Origin of the sequence: Nocardioides sp. NPDC004968, from assembly GCF_040608935.1 — a bacterium.
In the GTDB taxonomy this organism is placed as follows: Bacteria; Actinomycetota; Actinomycetes; order Propionibacteriales; family Nocardioidaceae; genus Nocardioides.
Window position 1 is genome coordinate 1 of the sequence record NZ_JBEXJF010000055.1, and the last position, 19,737, is coordinate 19,737.

Annotated in this window: 16 protein-coding genes and 1 rRNA gene; 10 read left to right on the top strand and 7 right to left on the bottom strand. The window is 69.0% G+C overall.

The window, feature by feature from the left end; translation table 11 throughout:
• Window positions 1–94: ribosomal RNA gene (gene rrf, locus ABZU72_RS27460) — 5S ribosomal RNA — on the top strand; the annotation flags it as partial.
• 343 nt (window positions 95–437) lie between these two features.
• Here the strand turns inward: rrf and ABZU72_RS27465 are convergent.
• The gene (locus ABZU72_RS27465) at window positions 438–1,733 is read right to left on the bottom strand and encodes an MFS transporter (RefSeq protein ID WP_355021946.1); all 1,296 of its coding nucleotides are present in this window, start codon (window positions 1,731–1,733) and stop codon (window positions 438–440) included.
• 56 nt (window positions 1,734–1,789) lie between these two features.
• Window positions 1,790–2,812 carry a DUF2332 domain-containing protein gene (locus tag ABZU72_RS27470; RefSeq protein WP_355021947.1) on the bottom strand — a complete coding sequence of 341 codons (1,023 nt, stop codon included), beginning with the start codon at window positions 2,810–2,812 and terminating at the stop codon, window positions 1,790–1,792.
• A 76-nt stretch (window positions 2,813–2,888) separates the two neighbouring features.
• Here ABZU72_RS27470 and ABZU72_RS27475 point away from each other — a divergent pair, with 76 nt between their 5' ends.
• Window positions 2,889–3,689: a siderophore-interacting protein gene (locus ABZU72_RS27475; protein WP_355021948.1), complete on the top strand. Its 801-nt coding sequence runs from the start codon at window positions 2,889–2,891 to the stop codon at window positions 3,687–3,689.
• A 36-nt stretch (window positions 3,690–3,725) separates the two neighbouring features.
• Here the strand turns inward: ABZU72_RS27475 and ABZU72_RS27480 are convergent, their stop codons facing one another.
• The 3 genes from ABZU72_RS27480 to ABZU72_RS27490 form a co-directional block, all read right to left on the bottom strand.
• Window positions 3,726–4,925 carry an Nramp family divalent metal transporter gene (locus tag ABZU72_RS27480; RefSeq protein ID WP_355021949.1) on the bottom strand — a complete coding sequence of 400 codons (1,200 nt, stop codon included), beginning with the start codon at window positions 4,923–4,925 and terminating at the stop codon, window positions 3,726–3,728.
• An 87-nt stretch (window positions 4,926–5,012) separates the two neighbouring features.
• Window positions 5,013–6,242 carry an RNA polymerase sigma factor gene (locus ABZU72_RS27485; protein ID WP_355021950.1) on the bottom strand — a complete coding sequence of 410 codons (1,230 nt, stop codon included), beginning with the start codon at window positions 6,240–6,242 and terminating at the stop codon, window positions 5,013–5,015.
• Window positions 6,243–6,269: 27 nt separating this feature from the next.
• Window positions 6,270–6,698 carry a YciI family protein gene (locus ABZU72_RS27490; protein WP_355021951.1) on the bottom strand — a complete coding sequence of 143 codons (429 nt, stop codon included), beginning with the start codon at window positions 6,696–6,698 and terminating at the stop codon, window positions 6,270–6,272.
• Window positions 6,699–6,832: 134 nt separating this feature from the next.
• Here ABZU72_RS27490 and ABZU72_RS27495 point away from each other — a divergent pair, with 134 nt between their 5' ends.
• On the top strand, window positions 6,833–7,717 hold the full coding sequence (locus ABZU72_RS27495; RefSeq protein ID WP_350839133.1) for an LLM class flavin-dependent oxidoreductase: 885 nt from the start codon (window positions 6,833–6,835) through the stop codon (window positions 7,715–7,717).
• On the opposite strand, the gene ABZU72_RS27500 is transcribed toward ABZU72_RS27495, so the two are convergent.
• Window positions 7,714–8,532, bottom strand: coding sequence for a nicotianamine synthase family protein (locus ABZU72_RS27500; protein WP_355021952.1), 819 nt, complete (start codon window positions 8,530–8,532; stop codon window positions 7,714–7,716). The genes ABZU72_RS27495 and ABZU72_RS27500 overlap by 4 nt on opposite strands.
• A gap of 196 nt (window positions 8,533–8,728) precedes the next feature.
• Between ABZU72_RS27500 and ABZU72_RS27505 the strand changes: the two genes are divergently transcribed.
• Both ABZU72_RS27505 and ABZU72_RS27510 read left to right on the top strand, forming a co-directional pair.
• Window positions 8,729–9,106 (top strand): YciI family protein, encoded by a 378-nt coding sequence (locus tag ABZU72_RS27505; RefSeq protein ID WP_355021953.1) that lies wholly within the window; start codon window positions 8,729–8,731, stop codon window positions 9,104–9,106.
• Between the two features lies 1 nt (window position 9,107).
• Window positions 9,108–10,340, top strand: coding sequence for a sigma-70 family RNA polymerase sigma factor (locus tag ABZU72_RS27510; protein ID WP_355021954.1), 1,233 nt, complete (start codon window positions 9,108–9,110; stop codon window positions 10,338–10,340).
• Window positions 10,341–10,344: 4 nt separating this feature from the next.
• Here ABZU72_RS27510 and ABZU72_RS27515 read toward each other — a convergent pair whose 3' ends face one another.
• Window positions 10,345–10,959: a TMEM165/GDT1 family protein gene (locus tag ABZU72_RS27515; protein ID WP_355021955.1), complete on the bottom strand. Its 615-nt coding sequence runs from the start codon at window positions 10,957–10,959 to the stop codon at window positions 10,345–10,347.
• 247 nt (window positions 10,960–11,206) lie between these two features.
• Between ABZU72_RS27515 and ABZU72_RS27520 the strand changes: the two genes are divergently transcribed.
• The 5 genes from ABZU72_RS27520 to ABZU72_RS27540 all read left to right on the top strand — a co-directional run bounded on the left by ABZU72_RS27520 (window position 11,207) and on the right by ABZU72_RS27540 (window position 19,491).
• Window positions 11,207–11,992: an HAD family hydrolase gene (locus tag ABZU72_RS27520; protein WP_355021956.1), complete on the top strand. Its 786-nt coding sequence runs from the start codon at window positions 11,207–11,209 to the stop codon at window positions 11,990–11,992.
• A 458-nt stretch (window positions 11,993–12,450) separates the two neighbouring features.
• The gene (locus ABZU72_RS27525; RefSeq protein ID WP_355021957.1) at window positions 12,451–13,305 is read left to right on the top strand and encodes an urea amidolyase associated protein UAAP1; all 855 of its coding nucleotides are present in this window, start codon (window positions 12,451–12,453) and stop codon (window positions 13,303–13,305) included.
• On the top strand, window positions 13,302–14,096 hold the full coding sequence (locus tag ABZU72_RS27530) for an urea amidolyase associated protein UAAP2 (protein ID WP_355021958.1): 795 nt from the start codon (window positions 13,302–13,304) through the stop codon (window positions 14,094–14,096). Before ABZU72_RS27525 ends, ABZU72_RS27530 begins: the two co-directional genes overlap by 4 nt.
• A complete protein-coding gene (gene uca, locus ABZU72_RS27535; RefSeq protein WP_355021959.1) occupies window positions 14,093–17,797 on the top strand; it encodes an urea carboxylase in 3,705 nt (1,234 codons plus the stop codon). Before ABZU72_RS27530 ends, uca begins: the two co-directional genes overlap by 4 nt.
• Complete coding sequence (locus ABZU72_RS27540; RefSeq protein WP_355021960.1) at window positions 17,794–19,491, top strand: allophanate hydrolase; 1,698 nt, start codon at window positions 17,794–17,796, stop codon at window positions 19,489–19,491. Before uca ends, ABZU72_RS27540 begins: the two co-directional genes overlap by 4 nt.
• The last annotated feature ends 246 nt before the right edge of the window (window positions 19,492–19,737 follow it).

Below are 19,737 nucleotides of genomic sequence, written 5' to 3' on the forward strand. Positions count from 1 at the left end.
AATACCCGGTCCCATCCCGAACCCGGAAGTCAAGCCCTTCAGCGCCGATGGTACTGCAACCGAGAGGCTGTGGGAGAGTAGGACGCCGCCGGACATATCTTTGCGCAGGGCCACCTCTTCGGAGGTGGCCCTGCTGCTATTTGTGCGCATTTTCGATGCGCTGTGTCGAGCTGTCGAGGTGCGCCGTATCGGGCCCGTCGAGACGAATGTCGGGCCCTCTTCGCGCCACGCCCGGTTGACGTGGGCTGCCATGCGAGGTCCAATGTCATAGTTGCAGTCCGTACCAACATCTCGAAACAAGGGGAGTTCCCATGGTCAAGAAGCTGCTCATCGCCGCCGTCGTTGCCGTGGGTCTCGGCGTGGCCATCAAGCTGGTCACCAGCCGCTGATCCAGAGCATCTCCAGTTGCCCGGTGCCCTCGAGGTGCCGGGCAACTGTCATTTGGTGCCCTGGGAGGCTTCCTCCTCCGGCGTGACCGAGTCAGCAGGAGCGACGGGTTCCTCCTTCGGGAGGTCGACCTCAGCCAGCGACCGACGAGCACCGGGAATGGCGAGGATGCCGGCAACCATGAGGAAGAGCAGCAGGCCGGCGAGGACGAGTAGGGACTCGACCGAGAACTGATCTGCGAGCGGGCCGAAGACCACCATGGAGAGCGGCATGGCAACGGACATGACGATCCCGACGATGCCGAAGACTCGCCCCTGCATCTCTGGTTCGACGCGCTCTTGAAGGATGGTGAATGCGGGTGCGGTCAGGGCCGAGAAGGCGACCCCGATCAGCAGGCCGAAGACGAAGAAGACCCACATGTTGGTGGAGACTCCGAGTCCGACGACGAACAGCCCGATGAGGACGACGGAGCCGACCATCAGGCGCATGCGGTGGACGATCTTGGGTCCGAATGCGGCCATGGCGGCGCCGCCGGCCAGCATGCCGAAGCCCCAGAACAGCTCGTTCGCGGTGAGCTTCCACACCTCGTCGCCGAAGGTACGAGTGACCATGAGCGGGGTGAGGTAGGAGGGGGCTCCGACCATCACCATGACCAGCGTGAAGAGAACGAGGATCCAACGCACGTGCGCATGGGTGGAGACGTACTTGAGGCCGGCGCGGAGGTCGCCGAAGTAGGAGACCTTCCCCTGGTCGGGGCGTACGAGGCGGGCGACCGGGACGAGAGCGAGCAGGCCGACACCGATGAGAGCCGTGATCGCGTCGACGAAGAAGACCGCGACGATGTCCATGCTGGCGTAGATCACCGCGGCGAGTGCCGGGGCGAGGAGCGTCATTGCGGACTGGATCGTCTGGAAGGCTCCGTTGATGCGGAGCAGCTGAGACTCCGGCACGATCTGCGGGATCATCGCTGTGACCGCAGGCATCTGGATGCCGGCGAAGACCGAGCGGATGGCCAGGGCGAGATAGATGATCCAGAGGTCGTCGATCCCACTGACCATCAGGCCGGCCAGGATCAGGGTGGCGACCGCAATGGTGGCGTCGGATCCCATGATGAGGAACTTGCGGTGATGTCGGTCGGCCCAGACGCCGCCGAAGATCGACATGAACGCCTGCGGGAGCATCCCGAAGACGAGGCTCAGCATCAGCACTGACCCGGACCGGGTCTCGATGGTGAGGTGCCACATCACGGCGTACATCACCAGCATCGAGCCGAGCAAAGATACCGTTTGGCCGGCGAGGAAGATCGCTGCGTTGCGCCTCCAGCCGGAAAGCTCGTCGGCGGGCATGCCGAACAGCCTTAACCCGGACGCGGAACGCGTCAACCGACTTTGGTCTCGCGCGGCTACGCCAGGATCAGTGGCGGACCGTGGTGGGTCGAGCGGGCGAGCACGTCGCCGTCGAGGTTGAGTGCGGGACCATCGGTGCGGATATCCCAGCCCGAGGCCGTCTGCGCCGGCGGTACGCCTTCCATGCTGACGTGGGCGATGGGCAGGCGCCCACGCGCCTCGGCGACGGCAGCGCGTACGCCGGTGCGTACCTCGATCGGCCAGTACTGCTCGGTGATCGACTGCCAGACGACCGTGAGCACATCGGCGTCGGTCGCTTCGGTGAGCTGTTCCTTCAGCCAGGTGTCGGCCGAACCGACGTCGACCACGGGCGGGTCGCTGGCCGCGACCTGCAGGGCACCGGCGAGCCGGGCGTGACGATCGACCTGATGGGGCCAAACGAACGAGGTCAGGTACTCGCGTCCCGCCGCGGTGGAGACATCGACAGGGGCGAGGTCGCAGCCACGGCGCGCGACGACCTCGAACAGAACCGGACCTACCCCGGAGCTCTGGGTGTCGATCGTCAGCGGGCTGTCCGTGGGGCCGTACGCCCAGTCCTCGCCGTAGAAGTGGCAGCGGTCGACGAGCAGGTTGAGCCCCGCCGAAGCGCCCGGCTCGAGCAGCCGGATGCGGTGCAGGCCGGTGCGGCGTACGGCCTCGAAGATGCCGATGAGGAGACAGGCGGAGCGGCCGACCTCGTTGGTCTGGGGCGCCACCTCCAGACCTGCGCGGAGCTCATCGACGTGAGCTGCGAGCACCTTCTCGAACAACGGCCAGGCGGTGACGTACGCGTCGTTGCCGCCGAGGTTGGGATAGAAGCGCTCGAGCTCGGGAGCGTCGCCACGGAGAACGATGCGGTGAAGAGCCGCCAGGAGGCGCAGCTGCACGGCATCGGCACGGGAGGCGTCGAGGTGATCCCGGCAGATCTCAGCCACGGGACCACCCGCATCGAGGTCGTCCGCGAACCGGTTGAGCAGCCAGCCGTAGAGGTGCTCCTCGTGGCCGAAGTGGTCGCGGAAGAGCTCGGAGAGAGTCGCCATGGGCACATCCAAGCACTGACGCGCGCTTGCGAGTGTAGGTAAGGTAAGCCTTACTTAAAAGGGAAATGGAGCTGGCATGGGATTCGACGACGGCCGGAAGCTGAAGGGCGTGTACGCGGCCGAGGTGCTGCACAACAAGCAGGTCACGCCGCACATGGTGCGGCTCACCTTGGGAGGCGATGATCTACGACGTTTCCCGCAGCGCGGCTTCGACCAGTGGTTCCGGCTCTTCCTGCCGCGACCGAACGGAGAGGCCACCAACTTCGACGCGGTGCCCGAGAAGCTCGGGACGATCGACTACCTGAAGTATCTGAGGCATGGCGACCGGCCGCCGCTGCGCAACTACACCGTGCGCGAGCACCGGCCCGACCTCGGTGAGATCGACGTCGACTTCGTCGTGCACGGGGATCTCGGGATCGCGGGTCCGTGGGCGCGTACCGCACAGCCCGGGGAGAGGGTCGTGCTCATGGATCAGGGCACGGGCTTCGACTTCGCTCCAGACGCTTCGTTCCACCTGCTCGTCGGGGACGAGTCGGCCCTTCCGGCGATCGTCGGGATCCTCCGAGACATGCCCCGCGACGCGCGCGGCCTGGCGATCATCGAGATCCCGGACATGGCCGACGTCCAGGACGTCTCCGGGCCCGAGGGGGTCGAGGTGCGGTGGCTGGCTCGAGGCGACTCCGCCGCACAGCCCGGGGCGCTGGCGATCGCCGAGGTGAAGGCGTTCACGCCCGAGGTGCCGACCACGCTCTCGGCCTATCTCGTCGGTGAGCGGACGATCCCGGCAGAGGGACGGCGCCATCTGGTCTCGCTCGGGGTGCCCAAGTCGCGGATCACCTTCGTCGGCTACTGGCGGATCGGCAAGGCGCAGGCGTAGAGCCTGGCGCTCGCCGATCCGCCGGGTGCCTGGACCTCAGTTGAGCAGGTCCTGGATGGAGGTGCGGATCTGGTCGAAGGCGAGCCAGGCGAAGATCAGGGCGCAGATGATGAGGCCGATGTTGGAGACCCACTTGTTGCGCCATTCCGCGGGAGTGTGGCTGGTGTTGAGGAGCCAGAGGAGCGTGACGGCCAGGAACGGCATGAAGAAGGCGCCCAGGACTCCGTAGATGAGGATCAGCCAGGTGGGCTCGTCGGCGAGCAGGAGCCAGATCATCGGCGGGAAGGTGAGCCAGAGGATGTAGGAGCGGTACCAGATGCCGCCGCTCTTGGCCTCGGGCTCGTCGGCCTTTCCACGGATGGTCCCCATGAAGTCCGCGAACATCAGGCTGACGCCGTTCCAGACGCCGACGAGGGACGACATCGCCGCGGCCCAGAAGCCGATCAGGAAGAGCTTGCCGAACCAGTTGCCGTAGCGGTCGGCGAGCACCCTGGACAGGTCGAGCATGCCCTGGTCGCCGGTGCCGATGGCGATGTTGGCCGAGTAGAGCAGCTCGGCGCCGACGATGAGGGTGGCGACCACGAAGATGCCGGTCACGACGTACGCCGTGGCGTTGTCGATCCGCATCACGCGCATGAACTGCGGCGTGTGCCAGCCCTTCTCCCGCAGCCAGTAGCCGTAGGCGGCCAGGGTGATCGTGCCGCCGACGCCGCCGGCGACCGAGAGGATGTTGACCAGGGAGCCTTCGGGGATCGTCGGGACCAGGCCGACGAGGAGGTCGGGGAGGTTGGGCAGGGTGACGAGCGCCGCGCCGACCATCGTCACGAACATGATGCCGACCAGGACCGCGAGGAACTTCTCGAAGAGGCCGTAGCGGCCGGCCCACACGATGGCGAGACCGATCAGGCCGGACAGGATGCCCCAGACCTTCACCGACGCGAACGAGAACAGCGCGGTCAGTGCCAGGCCGGTGCCGGCCATCGCGGCGGCACCGTAGATGAAGCCCCAGATCACGATGTAAGGACCGAAGTAGATCGTCGTCCAGATGCCCAGACGCCGCCATCCCTGGAAGATCGTCTCGCCGGTCGCCAGGGTGTAGCGCCCGGCGCCCTCGACCAGGACCACCTTCAGGACACATCCGACGACGACGGCCCACAGCAGGGCGTAGCCGTACTTGCTGCCGGCGATCAGGGTGGCGACCAGGTCGGCGGCACCGACACCGGTCGCGGCCACCACGAGACCGGGTCCCAGGATCCGCCATCGAGGGGCTTCGGTTGTCTCTGTCCTCGCTGCGTGTGACATGGGGGACAGGTATACCCCGTTTTAGGTAAGCTCCGCGATCTTTTGCTGAAGGACGGCACGTTCCCGGTCGTTCGTGCACATCCCTGCCGCCCGCTCCAGCTCCTTGCGTGCCTCGACGGTTCGGCCCAGCCGGCGCAGGAGCTCTCCGCGTACGGTCGGGAGGAGATGGGTGTGGTCGAGCCGCTTGTCCTCCGCGATCCGGTCGACGATCTCCAGGGCTCGCAGCGGTCCGTGGGCCATCGCCACCGCCACGGCCCGGTTGAGGTCGACGATCGGGTTGGGTGCGATGCGGCCCAGGGCCTCGTAGAGGACGATGATCCGCTCCCAGTCGGTGGTCTCGACCGAGTCGGCGACCGCGTGGGTGGCGGCGATCGCGGCCTGGAGCCCATACGGGCCGAGGCCCCGTGGGGTCGCCTGCTCGAGGGCGGCCAGGCCGCGGCGTACGGCACCTTGGTCCCATCTGGTGCGGTCCTGGTCCTCGAGGAGGACCGGGTCGCCGGCGGCATCGGTGCGCGCCGGGAAGCGAGAGGCGGTCAGCTCCATGAGCGCGAGCAGTCCGTACGCCTCCGGCTCGTCGGGCAGCACGCCGATCAGCACCCGGGTCAGTCTCCGCGCCTCGCGCGCGAGGTCGGTGCGGATCAGATCCTCGCCGGACGTGGCGGTCGAACCCTCGGTGAAGATCAGGTAGAGGACGTTGAGCACGCCGGCCAGACGCTGCCGACGCTCGTCGGGAGACGGCACCTCGAAGGGGACCTTCGCGGCCGCGATCGTCTTCTTGGCGCGGGTGATCCGGGCCTGGATCGTCGGCACCGGCACCAGGAACGCCCGGGCGATCTCCTCGCTGCTGAGGCCGCCGACGACCCGGAGGGTGAGCGCCACCCGGGCCTCCTTGGACAGCACCGGGTGGCAGGAGACGAACATCAGCGCGAGGACGTCGTCATCGATCCGCTCGATGTCCAGCTCGTCGTCGTACGCCTCGTCCTGGTCGTGGGCGATCGCCTCGTACTTCTCGCGCTGGACCCCGGCGCGGCGGATCGTGTCGATCGCCCGCCGCTTGGCAGTGGTCATCAGCCAGCCGACCGGGTTGGCCGGCTGGCCGTCGCGCGGCCAGGAGACCAGCGCCTCTGCGAGGGCCTCCTGGGCCGCGTCCTCGGCGAGGGCGAAGTCGCCGGTGTAGCGCGCGAGCGCGCCGACGATGCGGGCGGACTCGATGCGCCAGATCGCCTCGACGGCGCGCGTCGCGTCACTCATCGGTGTCTCCCCGGGTGGTTTCGGCCCTCAGAGCTGCCCGGTCTTGGTGCGCCAGTCGAGCTCCTTCTGGATCCACGGGTTGTCCTGCGGAAACTCGTCGATCGTGGGCACCCGGCGGATCTCGACGGCGGAACCGGGGAAGTAGCTGAGGCGCTTGGCCCACTCGACCGCCTCCTCCTTCGAGCCGACCGAGATCAGGTAGAAGCCCCCGAAGAGCTCCTTGGTCTCGCCGTACGGACCGTCGGTGACCACCGGCGGCTCGCCCGCGTCGGCGTAGGTGACGACCGTGTGCTCCTCGGGGTCAAGGCCCTCCATGGCGAGCACCACGCCCGCCTTGATGAGCTCGTCGTTGAGCTGCCCCATCTTCTCGAGCATCTGCTCGAAGGGGATCTCGGCCATCGCGGCGTTCTGCTTGTCCTCGTCGATGGTGCGCCAGATCAGCATGTACTTCGGCATCTCGGTTTCTCCTGTGTCGGTCGGGCCGTCTTGCCGGCCCGTTCACCCCTTGGTCGAACGAGGTCTACGCGGGATCGACAACGCTGCCAAGAATATTTTCGGGACCCTGTTCAGCGGGTGGGTAGGTTGGGGACGTGAAGATCTCGCTGTGGCCCAGTCCTGCCGTTCCCACTGCCGACATCCTTGCCGAGGCGCAGGCGGCTGACCAGGCCGGTTGGTACGGCGTCTGGTTCGCCGACCACTACATGCCCAACACCGGCTCCGAGGACATCGACGACGGGCCGATGCACGAGGTCTGGGGGGTCCTCCCGGCGCTGGCCGCGACCACCGAGAACGTACGCATCGGGCCCCTCGTCTCCCCGACGACGATCCATCACCCGGCGCTGCTCGCGAACCGGTCCGCGACGATCGACCACATCGCCGGAGGGCGGTTCGTGCTCGGCATGGGTGCCGGCTGGCAGATCAACGAGCACAAGGCGTACGGCATCGACCTGCCGAGTGCGAAGGTGCTGGTCGACCGGTTCGAGGAGGCGATCGAGATCACCCGGTCGCTGCTCGACAAGCCACGTACGACCTTCGAGGGGACCCACTTCCAGCTCACCGACGCTCCGTGCGAGCCGAAGCCGGTGGCCTCGCCGCTGCCGATCCTGGTCGGTGCCAAGGGACCGCGGATGCTGCGCGTCGTCGCCCGGCACGCCGACGAGTGGAACACCTGGGGCACGCCCGAGAGCGCCGGCGCGGTGCGGGCCAAGCTCCTGGAGGCGTGCGAGCAGGTGGGCCGCGACCCCGCGACGATGAAGACGACCACCAACCTCATGCTCGACCTCGACGGTGCGAACCCGGGCTTCGCCAGGACGCAGACGGGCTCGGCCGGTGAGCTGCAGGACCTGATCGGCCGCTATGTCGAGGCCGGGTTCGACGAGTTCATCCTGCCGACCTGGAATCTGGGTGAGACCGGTGCCGAGCGGATCGAGCGGGCGGCACAGCTCAAGGCCGAGGTCCTCGACCCGGCACTCTAGGTCCGCGCGAGGATCGCACTGTTGATCACGTCGGTTCCCGGAGCGTCGACCTCGGGGTTGGCCTCGGCGACCACGTTCAGGCCGGCGAGAGCCTGCGGACCGACCTGCGGGTAGAGCAGCGTACGCAGCCCCCGGGCGCTCCGCGCCAGGACGAGGCCGCCCGGGGCGAGAGCGGTGACCGCCTTGCTGAGCACATCGGCTTTGGCGGCATCGTCGGACCCGACCAGGCCGGCGAGAAGCACGACGTCGACGGGGTGCGGTGGCGTGGCGGCGGAGGCCTCGGCGTGCTCGAACGTCACGCCGACGGCACCCAGGCGTCCGAACGCGGCGGAGGAGAGCCGGATCGCCTCGGCGTCGTGGTCGACGCAGTGCACCGCGAGGCCCTGGACGGCCAGACAGAGCGCGGTCAGGGGGAGCGGCCCCGAGCCGAGGAGCAGCACGTGCCGTGGGACGGTGCCCTGGCGGCGTACGGCTTCCAGCTCCATCTCCACGAGGCGCCGGTAGTTCTCGCGGTAGGGGAAGCGGGCGAATGCCGCCGCGGGGTCGGGGGCGCGCGAAATCTGGCGGGCCCAGACCCGCTCGAGCGCATGCTCGCCGGCGGACGCGACCGAGCGGAAGAGAGCCGGTGACCGCGACGGCGGCAGTGCGGCCAGCACGGTCTCGGCCTCCGACTCGGGCACGCTCAGCACCGCGGTCACCAACCGGTTGAAGAGCGCGTCGACGACGATCCCGGGCTCCAGCGACGGCTGGTCGAGCAGGTCGTCGAGGGTGGAGACAAGACGTTCGTCGATGGCTTCGAACGTTCCCGGATTCACAACCGGCCACCCTTCCACATCGGTGACGGCCGCTGCACGGTGATCCGTCAGGAGCCCGCTCCGCGGCACGGAAGTCGCCTCACCCGTATCCCACGCGTCGGCTGCTCGGTTCTGGGACGATGTAGAACTACGCCACTCGGCTCCGACGTATCCCCGTAAGCACGCCTACGGAAGGCGCCGACGAAAGGGAAGAGCCATGAAGTACGTCATCCTGATCCACTCCAACCCGCAGCCGTGGGGTCACCCGACGGGTGACTTCATCCCCGAGTTCCAGTCGCTGCCGCAGGCCTCCAGGGAGAAGCTCAACGCGGCCTTCGAGGGGATCATGGAGGAGCTCTCGGCCAACGGTGAGCTCATCGGCGGGCAGGCGCTCGCGGATCCGGCGTCGGCCAAGCTCTACCGGTGGGAGGCCGGGGAGCCGATCGCCACCGACGGCCCCTACTCCGAGGCGAAGGAGCACCTGGCCGGCTTCTTCCTGATCGACGTCGAGTCCCGGGAGCGAGCCGAAGAGGTCGTACGCAGCTTCAGCGGCCCCGGTGAGACGGTCGAGCTACGGCCGGTGGCAACCTACTGACATGACGGTCACGGGAGTCGAGGACGTGTGGCGGCAGGAGTCCGCCCACGTCCTCGGCGCCCTGCTGCGAGTCCATCCGGACCTCCCCGACTGCGAGGACGCCGCCCAGGAGGCGCTGATCGCCGCGAGCCAGAAGTGGCCGTGCGACGGCCTGCCGGCCGACCCGCGGGCCTGGCTGATCCGGGTGGCTCATCGGCGGCTGATCGACCAGATGCGCGCGGACACGGCTCGGACCCGGCGCGAGGTCGCCGATGGGATCGCCCGGCGGCTCGACGAGCCGGACCCGACCGCCGTCGAGATCGGCTCGGCCTACGACGACTCGCTGCGACTGATGATGATGTGCGCACATCCCGCGTTGCGCCGCCCCTCCCAGGTGGCGATCACGCTGAGGTGCGTGGGTGGTCTGACGACGTCGGAGATCGCGGCTGCGTACCTGGTTCCGGAGGCGACCATGGGGCAGCGGCTCAGCCGGGCGCGGGCGACCCTGAAGGACGAGGAGTTCTGCTCGCCGGCGCCTGACGAGCTGGCCGAGCGGATCGCCTGCGTGCTCGACGTCTGCCACCTGATCTTCAACGAGGGCCACACCCGCACCAGCGGCCCGGAGCTGCAGGGGATCGAGCTCACCGACGAGGCGATCCGGCTGACCCGGATCGTGCGCGGAGTGCTTCCGGAGCACGACGAGGCCACCGGCCTGCTCGCGCTCATGCTGCTGACGCAGGCCCGCTCGCGCGGTCGCGTCGACCACCTCGGCGACCTGATCCCGCTCAAGGACCAGGACCGCTCGCAGTGGGACCGGGAGCTGATCCGCGAAGGTGTGGCGCTGCTGGAGGACGTACTCCCCGAGGGGCCGGTGGGCCGCTATCAGCTGCAGGCCGCGATCGCCGCGGTCCACGCCGAGGCGGAGTCGTACGAGGCCACCGACTGGCTCCAGATCAACCTGCTCTACGGGATGCTCGCGCAGGTCGCGCCCTCGCCGGCGGTCACGCTCAACAGGGCCGTCGCCGTGGCGATGAGTCTCGGCCCCGAGCACGGGATCGAGATCGTACGCGACCTGCTGGAGCACCCGGCGATGCAGCGCCACCACCGCGCCCATGCCGTGCTGGCGCACCTGCTCGAGCAGTCCGGCGACGTCTCGACGGCTCGGGAGCACTACGTGCTGGCGGCCCGGCTGACCCAGAGCGTGCCGGAGCAGCGCTACCTGAACCGCCGGGTCGAGTCGCTCGACCAGCCCTGACACCTCACAGCTGCACGACGCCGTCGATGACGAGGATGATCCCGAAGATCGCGAACAGCGCGGCGGCGCCGTACTTGATCACGTTCTCGGGGAGCTTGCGGCCCAGGAGCGCGCCGACACCGATGGCGAGCGCATCGGCGGCGACCATCCCGACGGTGGAGCCGATCCAGGTGCCGAGCCAGCCCTCCTGGGTGGCCAGGGTGATCGTCGCGAGCATCGTCTTGTCGCCGAGCTCGGCCAGGAAGAACGCGATGCCGACGGCGATGATCGCCATGCCCCGGCTGTTGCGGGCCTTCTTCGCCTCGTCCTCGGTGAGCTCGTCGCCCCGCAGGGTCCACCCGGCGAAGAACAGGAACGCGACTCCCGCGACGATGGTGATGTAGTGCTGCTGCTCGGCGAAGGCGTCTCCGATGAGGGCGCCGATGGCGACCGAGGCCAGATGGACGATCGCGGTGGCGGCGGTGATCCCGATGATCACGTCCCGAGCCCGGTAACGGGTGGCGAAGGTCATCGCCATGAGCTGGCTCTTGTCGCCGAGCTCGGCGACGAAGATGACCGCGGTCGAAAGCAGGAAGGCGTACACGGAGTTCCTCTCCGGCGCCGGCCGGAGGAGTCCCATGAGGGGTTGATCGTCCTTCGACCAGCACCGTCATGTTGATACGGATGCATGGTCGAAGGTCTCGTCCGCCACTTCGTGGCCGATCGCGCCGGGCCCTGAGGCCAGTATGTCGACGCGACTGTTGAGGACTACTCCCCTTCGCGGGCTCAAGTCTAGGCCAGAGGCCTCACCCAGTCGCACTCGGGAGGCCGGCTGGCTGTTCGCCGAATTCCCTCAGCAAGGATCCGATCCTGGTTAGGCTGACTTCATGGACGAGGCCGGAGTGCGCGCGGTCCTCTTCGACCTGCACGACACGCTCGTCCCGAGCGGCCACCCCGCCGAGCACGCCGCGGTGGCCAGGGGGATGGGCGCGGATCTCGGAGTCGACCCCGATGCGTTCGCGGCCGCGGTCGCGGACACCTTCGACGATCGCGTACGCGGTCTGATGGCCGATGTGCACCACACCGTGCGCTACCTGGCCCGACGGGTCGGCGGGTCGCCGACCGAGTCCCAGGTGGAGAGCGCGATCACGCGGAGGCTGAACTACTCGCTCTCTCTGCATGCGGCGACCTGGGCGCTGCCTGCACTCAAGGCACTGCGCAAACGAGGGTTCAAGCTCGGCCTCGTCGCCGACTGCGGGGCGGCGACGGTCGCGATCTGGCCGCAGAGCCCGCTCGCGGACCATCTGGACGCCGTCTCGTTCTCCTGCCAGACCGGCGTACGCAAGCCGGACTCGGGCGCCTACCTCGTCGCCGCGGCGGCGCTGGAGGTGCGCACGAGCGAGTGTGTCTATGTCGGTGACGGAGCCGACCACGAGCTCAGTGGGGCCGAGGCGGTCGGGATGCGGGCGGTGCGGTTCCGGTCCAGGGCGCTCGACGAGCTCGACGAGGAGATCGCCCTCGACCTGGATCCCGAGTGGAGCGGGCCGACGATCGGCGACCTGGGCGAGCTCGTCGGGATGATCGGGATCCCGGTGGCACGCGAAGGGTCCGAATCGCGGACGTTCGTCTCCGGCAATGTGGTGCCGTGGGGCTCGAAGAGATCGTCCCGCTGATCCTCGGTCGAGGCGGGCTGCCGATGCGTCGACGTCCCTTGACGACTGTCAAGCCTGGGTCAGGGTCCCACTTCTGAGAGTCGATGTCAGCCGAATCCGGGATCTGCCTGCCTTTCGGTCCGCTCCTCGGCACGGTGCCGGATCGCCACCGGAACGGTGTCCGATATCACACCGAACCTGTTACCTGTCCTTTGACAGGTTACGCGTTCGTCCGGCTGGCCCCGTCTTCGAGGAGATCGCTCCATCAGGCGGCACCGCACGCGGGAAATGGTCCTTCCCCCCTAGCGAGTTCCGACCGAAAACGGTAAGAATCGATCGACCGACAGGGAAGAAATTCTCCGACTCCGACCCCACATTTCGGACTCAGGTTTCCAACAGTCTTGGTTTGCCCCCGACGCCCTTGACCTACATGCTTACCTGTCAGTCGACAGGTTAATCATGCTTCAAGGAGGACCCGGGTGGCGCTAGCTGCAGACCACAGCACGGACACGGTGCTGAACGCACGGGCAGATGCTCGCGCGCAAGGGGGGCAGGTCAGCGACTGGATGCCGTACCTACCGGCTTCGTCGAGCCCGTTCTGTCCGGACGACGTCGACCCGGACACCCTGACGTGGGCCGAGACGGTCGCTCCAGGGAGCTACACCCACAAGGTCCTCGCCCGCGGTACGCGGTTCCGGCTCGAGGACCCGACCGGTGAGGCCTGCGCCCACACCCTCGTCTACAACGCGCTCGAGCCGACCGAGCGGCTCAACGTCGCCGACACCCAGAAGATCCCGTGGCAGGCCTACCTCGGTGCCGGCCACCCCTTGCTCTCTGGTGACGGCCGGGTGCTCGCCACGATCCTCGACGACACCTCGGGCCGGCACGACGCGTTCTGCGGGACGAGCACCGCCGCCTGGAACGCTCTGCGCTACGGCACCGCGCTGCCCGAGGGGCCCGCACCCGCCGGCCGTGATCTCTTCGTGAAGGCGGCCGCCAAGCACGGGCTCGGGCCTGCCGACGTACCTCCGTCGGTCTCGTTCTTCCAGGGAGTCCGGGTCGCCTCGGACGGGAGCTTCGACTGGTTCGGCTCCTCAGGAGCGGGGACGTCGGTCGAGCTCGTGGCCGAGCTGCCCCTTCTCGTGCTGATCGCCAACGTCCCGCACCCGCGCGACCCACGTCCGGAGTACGTCGTCGGGCCGCTGCGCGTGCACTCCTGGCGTACGCCGGAAACCAACCCCACGACCCCGGTGGACGAGCGTTTCGACGCCTCCCCCGAGGTGCGGCGGGCGTATCTGAACACACTCGACTATGCGGAGGCTCGGGGCCTGTGACTACCACGATCGACAACCCGGTGATGAGGCCTGTGACGACCATTCCCGTCCCTGTGACCACCTATCTGACGCCCGACGGGCAGCTGGTCTCCAGCGTCCCGGTCGGGGCGTCGTACGCCGATGACGACACTCACCTGGAGTGGGGTGACCCGCTGGTGCCGGGTGCCGTCGTGCTGGACGAGCAGGTGGCTCCGCGGGCCTCGTGGTCGGGTGTCGTACGTGCCGGGCAGGTGTTGACGATCGTCGATGTCGGCGGCAACCAGTCGGGTGACTGCCTGCTCTACAACGCGCACCACACCGACGAGCGCTACAGCGTTCCGGACACGCTCGCGTGGCAGGACAACGCCTACATCCGCACCGGGACCGTGCTGCGCAGCAACCTCGGTCGTGCCCTGATGACCGTCGTCGAGAACGAGATCGACCGCCAGGACACCATCGGCGGCGCGTGCTCGCGCGAGTCCAACACGCTGCGCTACGGCCACCACGTGATGTATCACCACGGCTGCCGGGAGAACTTCCTGACCGAGGGAGCCAAGCACGGGCTTGGCATGCGCGACATCGTCTCCAACATCAACTGGTTCATGAACGTGCCCCTCGAGGAGGACGGTGCCCTCGGCATCGTCGACGGCATGTCGGCGCCCGGGAAGCGGGTCGCGCTGCGTGCGGAGATCGACACGCTCGTGCTGATCTCCAACTGCCCGCAGATGAACAACCCCTGCAACGACTTCAACCCGACGCCGCTGCGGATGATCGTCTCCGAGCCGGATGTCGACTACGAGGCTGGCGCATGACGTTTGGTTCTGAAGCCGGACTGTCCTTCGACACCGTCCTGGTCGCCAACCGAGGGGAGATCGCCCGCCGGGTGATGCGCACCGCGCGCGAGCTCGGGATGCGTACGGTCGCGGTCTTCTCCGAGGCCGACCGAGCGGCACCACACGTGCGGGAGGCCGACGAGGCGGTCTGTCTGGGCTCCGCGCCCGCACGGGACTCCTACCTCCGTGGCGACCTGATCATCGCGGCAGCCCTGCGCACCGGCGCGGGGCTGCTCCATCCCGGCTACGGCTTCCTCTCCGAGAGCGCGGCCTTCGCCCGCGAGGTGGAGGCGGCGGGGCTTCGGTTCGTCGGGCCGACGCCCGAGCAGATCAGCGCTTTCGGTGAGAAGCACTCGGCCCGCCGGCTCGCCGAGAACGCCGGGGTGCCGATGCTGGCCGGTACGGGGTTGCTCTCCGGGCCGGACGAGGCGGCCGAGGAGGCTGCTCGGATCGGGCTGCCGGTGATGGTCAAGGCGACCGGCGGCGGTGGCGGCATCGGGATGACCGCGTGCAGCTCGGCGGAGGACGTCCTGGTCGCGTTCGAGCGGGTCGCCCGGCTCGCCCAGACCAGCTTCGGCACCGCCGGGGTCTTCCTGGAGCATCTGGTGCGGCCCGCCCGCCACGTCGAGGTGCAGATCTTCGGCGACGGCGAGGGTCAGGTCGCCGTGCTCGGCGACCGCGACTGCTCGCTGCAGCGCCGCAACCAGAAGGTGATCGAGGAGGCGCCCGCGCCGGCGCTGCCCGAGCACGTACGGACCGTCCTGCACGACTCCGCGCGCCAGCTCGCCAAGTCGGTCTCCTACCGCTCGGCCGGGACCGTGGAGTTCGTTTACGACCCGGGTCGCGAGCTGATCTCCTTCCTGGAGATGAACACGCGCCTCCAGGTCGAGCACGCGGTCACCGAGCAGGTGATGGGCATCGACATCGTCGAGCTCATGCTGCGGCTCGCTCGCGACGGCGTCACCGCCCTGCGCGACGAGCTGTTCCGCAAGTGCCCCGCACCCAAGGCGTACGCCGTCGAAGCACGCGTCTACGCCGAGGACCCTGCCAAGGACTCGATGCCGTCGTCGGGCCTGGTCACGCGCGCGGTGTTGCCGACCGAAGCTCCTGGCGTCCGGGTCGACTCCTGGATCGAGACCGGGCTCGAGGTCTCGCCCCACTACGACCCGCTGCTCGCCAAGGTGATCGCCACCGGCGCGACCCGCGACGAGGCGCTGGACAGGCTGGGCGAGGCGCTCGCCCGGACCCGGATCGATGGGATCGTCACCAACGTCTCGGCGCTGCGCGCGATGACGACGTACGCCGAGCTCCGATCGGCCACGCACTCGACCTCGACCTTGTCCGAACGTGCCAAGGAGGGCCGCGGCGGGGACCCCGATCCGCGCATCGACGTGCTCGACCCGGGCGTGCTCACGACCGTTCAGGACCTTCCCGGCCGGGTGGGCTACTGGCAGGTCGGTGTACCTCCGTCGGGTCCGTTCGACCCGGTCTCCTTCGCCGAGGCCAACCTGGCCGTCGGCAACCACCGGGGTGCCCCGGGCCTCGAGGTCACGGTGCCGCTGGCAACCGGCCGGGCGACGGCCGTGGGGCCGACGCTGGTCTTCTCCGATCCCGCCGTCGTCTGCGTGACCGGTGCCCCCATGCCGGTCAGCGTCGACGGCGCCCCCGTCCCGCAGTGGGAGCCGATCGAGCTCCCCGCGGGGGCGACGTTGACGCTGGGTCGAACCGACGGGCCGGGCCTGCGGACCTACATCGCGGTCCGAGGGGGCCTGGACGTACCCGACTACCTCGGCAGCGCCTCGACGTTCACGCTCGGCGGGTTCGGCGGTCACGCCGGGCGTACGCTCCAGCGCGGTGACGTGCTCCGCCCCGGAAACGCGGTCGACCCGGAGGCGCAGCCCGCGGCGACCCCGGTGTCGCGGCGGCCGGCGCTGACCAACACCTGGGAGATCGGCGTCACCGAGGGCCCGCACGGCGCCCCGGAGTTCTTCACGCGCTCGGACCTGGACCAGCTCTACTCGGCGAGCTACCGGGTGCACCACAACTCGGCTCGCACCGGCGTACGCCTGATCGGGCCGAAGCCGACCTGGGCCCGTGCCGACGGTGGCGAGGCCGGACTGCATCCCTCGAACATCCACGACACCCCCTACACGGTGGGGTCGCTCGACTTCACCGGCGACACCCCGATCATCCTCGGCCCCGACGGCCCGTCGCTGGGCGGCTTCGTCTGCCCGGCGGTGGTCGCCAGCGGCGAGCTCTGGAAGATCGGGCAGCTGCGCCCGGGCGACACGGTGCGGTTCGTGCCGGTGCGGGAGGGCAAGGCCGCCGGCCTGGTCAACCACCGGGCCTCCCTGACGGTGGCCGGCGGTGCGGGTGGCGACGGCGACGACGGCGTGCTGGGCCGGTTGCCCGAGACGTCGGCGCGACCGGAGGTCACCTATCGGCGCAGCGGGGACAACTCCCTGCTGGTGGAGTACGGGCCGATGACGCTCGACCTGGGGCTCCGGATGCGGGTGCACGCGCTGCAATCGGCCCTGGCCGAGCACGCGCCCGCCGGCATCATCGACGTCACCCCCGGGATCCGGTCGCTGCAGGTGCACACCGACTCCTCGGTCCTGCGGGCCGGTCAGGTCGCGGGGCTGCTGCGGGAGCTGGAGGAGGACCTTCCGGCCACCTCGGAGCTGACCGTGCCCTCGCGACGGGTGCGGCTGCCGCTCTCCTGGGACGACCCGGCGACCCGGGAGGCGATCGAGCGCTACACCGCCGGCGTACGCGACGACGCGCCATGGGCGCCGTGGAACATCGAGTTCATCCGCCGGATCAACGGGCTCGGCTCGGTCGAGGAGGTCCACCGGACCGTCTTCGACGCGACGTACCTGGTGCTCGGGCTGGGCGACGTCTATCTGGGCGCGCCGGTCGCGACGCCGTTGGACCCGCGGCACCGGCTGGTGACGACGAAGTACAACCCGGCCCGCACCTGGACGGCGGAGAACTCCGTCGGCATCGGCGGTGCGTACATGTGCATCTACGGGATGGAGGGGCCGGGCGGATATCAGCTCGTCGGTCGGACGACGCAGGTGTTCAACCGATTCCGGCGGTCGACGACCGCGGGCGGACTGTTCCGCGACGACCCGTGGGCGCTGCGGTTCTTCGACCGGATCGAGTGGTATCCAGTCTCCGCCGAGGAGCTCCTGGAGCTTCGCGCGGAGGTCGACGCCGGGCGTGGCCCCGCGATAAGCGCAGCCGAGACCGAGGAGGGCACCTTCTCGATCAAGGAGTACGACCGCTTCCTGACCGCCAACGAGGACTCGATCGCAACCTTCCGTGACCAGCAGTCCGCTGCCTTCGAGGAGGAGCGCGAGCGCTGGAAGGCCGCCGGGGAGTTCGACATCTGCGACCGCATAGACGCGCGGGGCGAACCGTCGGAGGTCGAGGTGCCGGAGGGGTGCGTGCAGGTGACCGCGCCGTTCACCTCGACCGTCTGGAAGGTCGTCGCGAGTCGCGGTGCGCGGTTGACCCAGGACGCCCCGCTGATGGTCGTCGAGGCGATGAAGATGGAGGCGAGCGTCCCGGTTCCGGTCGCCGGCGAGGTGGTCGAGGTCTATGTGAAGCCGGGCGAGCAGATCGTCCCGGGGCAGGTCATCGCTGCGGTGCGACCGCTCGACGGGCTCGGCTCTTGATCCATTCACTTCCAGGCGGTGCGGTCGCCCGCGCCACCGAGACCCTCGACCGCATCGAGGCTTCGGATCGTCCGGAGATCTGGATCTCGCTGCGTACGCGTGACGACCTGCTCGAGGAGGCCGCCGCGATCGACGCGAAGGTGGCCAGCGGAGAGGTCCTGCCGCTGGCCGGACGCCTGCTGGCGGTCAAGGACAACATCGACGTCCGCGGCCTGCCGACCACCGCCGGAGCGCCCTCGTTCGCCTACCCGCCCACCGCTGACGCCACTGCCGTCGCCCGGTTGCGAGCCGCCGGGGCGTTGGTCGTGGGAAAGACCAATCTGGACCAGTTCGCGACCGGCCTGGTCGGCACGCGCAGCCCGTACGGAGCGGTCCGCAACGCCTGGGACCCGAGCCGGATCTCGGGCGGATCCTCGTCGGGCTCAGCGGTCGCGGTCGCCCTCGGCCTGGTCGACCTCGCGCTGGGGACCGACACCGCGGGTTCCGGCCGGGTGCCGGCGGCGCTCAACGGCATCGTCGGGGTGAAGCCGTCGCGCGGGCTGGTTCCGGTCACCGGCGTCGTACCCGCCTGCTACACGCTCGACTGCGTCACCGTCTTCGCCCGGGATCTCGGATCTGCCCGGGCGGCTGCGGAGCTGATGGCCGGTCCCGACCCGTCGGACCCGTTGTCGCGTACGTTGCCGGCGGATGCCGGTCTGCCGCCGGCGCCGAGGGTGGCTGTACCGACCGGGGAGCATCTCGACGGGCTCGCTCCGGGGTGGGCCGCCGCCTTCCGGGCCGTGGCAGCGCGGCTGGCCGACGCCGGGGTCGAGATCGTCGAGACCGACATCTCGCCGTTGCTCGAGGCCGCCAGACTGCTCTACGACGGCGCCTTCGTCGCCGAGAGGTTCGCCGCGGTGGGCTCCCACCTCGAAGCCAACCGCGGCCTCATCGGGACCGACCTGGACCCGACGGTCGCCGAGATCGTGCTCGCCGGGGCATCGGCCAGCGCAGCGGACTGGGCACGCGACGTGGCTCACCTGGCGCGCCTCGGGGCGGCGGGGAGAGAGGCCCTCGCGGGTTGCTCGGCGTTGCTGACGCCGACGACGACGGGGCATCCGACGTTGGCCGAGGTGGCCGCGGATCCGGTGGGCGCGAACGCGCGCCTGGGCCGCTACACGAACTTCGCGAACCTGCTCGACATGGCCTCGCTCGCGATCCCGGCCGGCCAGGTCGGCGGGCTGCCCTTCGGTGTGATGCTCACCGGGGCGGCCGGCGGCGACCGCACCCTGGCCGCACTCGGCCACACGCTGCTCAGTCCCTGTGTCGATCTCTTCGTGGTCGGCGCGCATCTGTCGGGACAGCCCCTCAACCACCAGCTGGTCGAGGCCGGCGCGACGCTGCTGCGCCCGGTGTCGACCTCGGCCGACTACCGGCTGTTCGCGCTGGAGACGGTGCCGCCCAAGCCCGGACTGGTACGGGTGGGTGCCGCCGGGAACGGGGTACCGATCGAGGGCGAGCTGTGGCGCGTCCCGGCCGCGGGCTTCGGGACATTCGTGGGTGGCGTACCTGCTCCGATGGTCATCGGGAAGGTCACGCTGTCAGACGGCTCCTCGGTCTCGGGCTTTCTCGTCGAGCCTTTTGCTGTCGAAAAGGCTGCTGATATCTCGGCGCACGGGGGTTGGCGCCGTTACCGGTCTGAGCAGGGCCTTTAACGTTCAGCGTGGATATCGGTTACGGGACTGGGGTCATTCCTCCAGGTGGCACACGACTCTGTTCACGGTCCGAAAACCCCGTCACACTGGGCAGAATTCGCCAGCATTATCGCCCCGGGAGGATGCTGTGCCGCGCTTATCGGCTCGTCGTGTCATACACTTTGTTGACAGGGAATTCAACCCTCCTGTGGGACTTTCGACTCTGTTCTTTAGGGGAAGAAGACTCTTTCAAGTCTTCCCCGAAAC

Excerpts from the sequence above, each read along its gene's own strand:
- ABZU72_RS27465 (WP_355021946.1), bottom strand. The coding sequence starts at position 1,733 with ATGCCCGCCGACGAGCTTTCCGGCTGGAGGCGCAACGCAGCGATCTTC.
- ABZU72_RS27470 (WP_355021947.1), bottom strand. The coding sequence starts at position 2,812 with ATGGCGACTCTCTCCGAGCTCTTCCGCGACCACTTCGGCCACGAGGAG.
- ABZU72_RS27475 (WP_355021948.1), top strand. The coding sequence starts at position 2,889 with ATGGGATTCGACGACGGCCGGAAGCTGAAGGGCGTGTACGCGGCCGAG.
- ABZU72_RS27485 (WP_355021950.1), bottom strand. The coding sequence starts at position 6,242 with ATGAGTGACGCGACGCGCGCCGTCGAGGCGATCTGGCGCATCGAGTCC.
- ABZU72_RS27490 (WP_355021951.1), bottom strand. The coding sequence starts at position 6,698 with ATGCCGAAGTACATGCTGATCTGGCGCACCATCGACGAGGACAAGCAG.
- ABZU72_RS27505 (WP_355021953.1), top strand. The coding sequence starts at position 8,729 with ATGAAGTACGTCATCCTGATCCACTCCAACCCGCAGCCGTGGGGTCAC.
- ABZU72_RS27510 (WP_355021954.1), top strand. The coding sequence starts at position 9,108 with ATGACGGTCACGGGAGTCGAGGACGTGTGGCGGCAGGAGTCCGCCCAC.
- ABZU72_RS27515 (WP_355021955.1), bottom strand. The coding sequence starts at position 10,959 with ATGGGACTCCTCCGGCCGGCGCCGGAGAGGAACTCCGTGTACGCCTTC.
- ABZU72_RS27520 (WP_355021956.1), top strand. The coding sequence starts at position 11,207 with ATGGACGAGGCCGGAGTGCGCGCGGTCCTCTTCGACCTGCACGACACG.
- uca (WP_355021959.1), top strand. The coding sequence starts at position 14,093 with ATGACGTTTGGTTCTGAAGCCGGACTGTCCTTCGACACCGTCCTGGTC.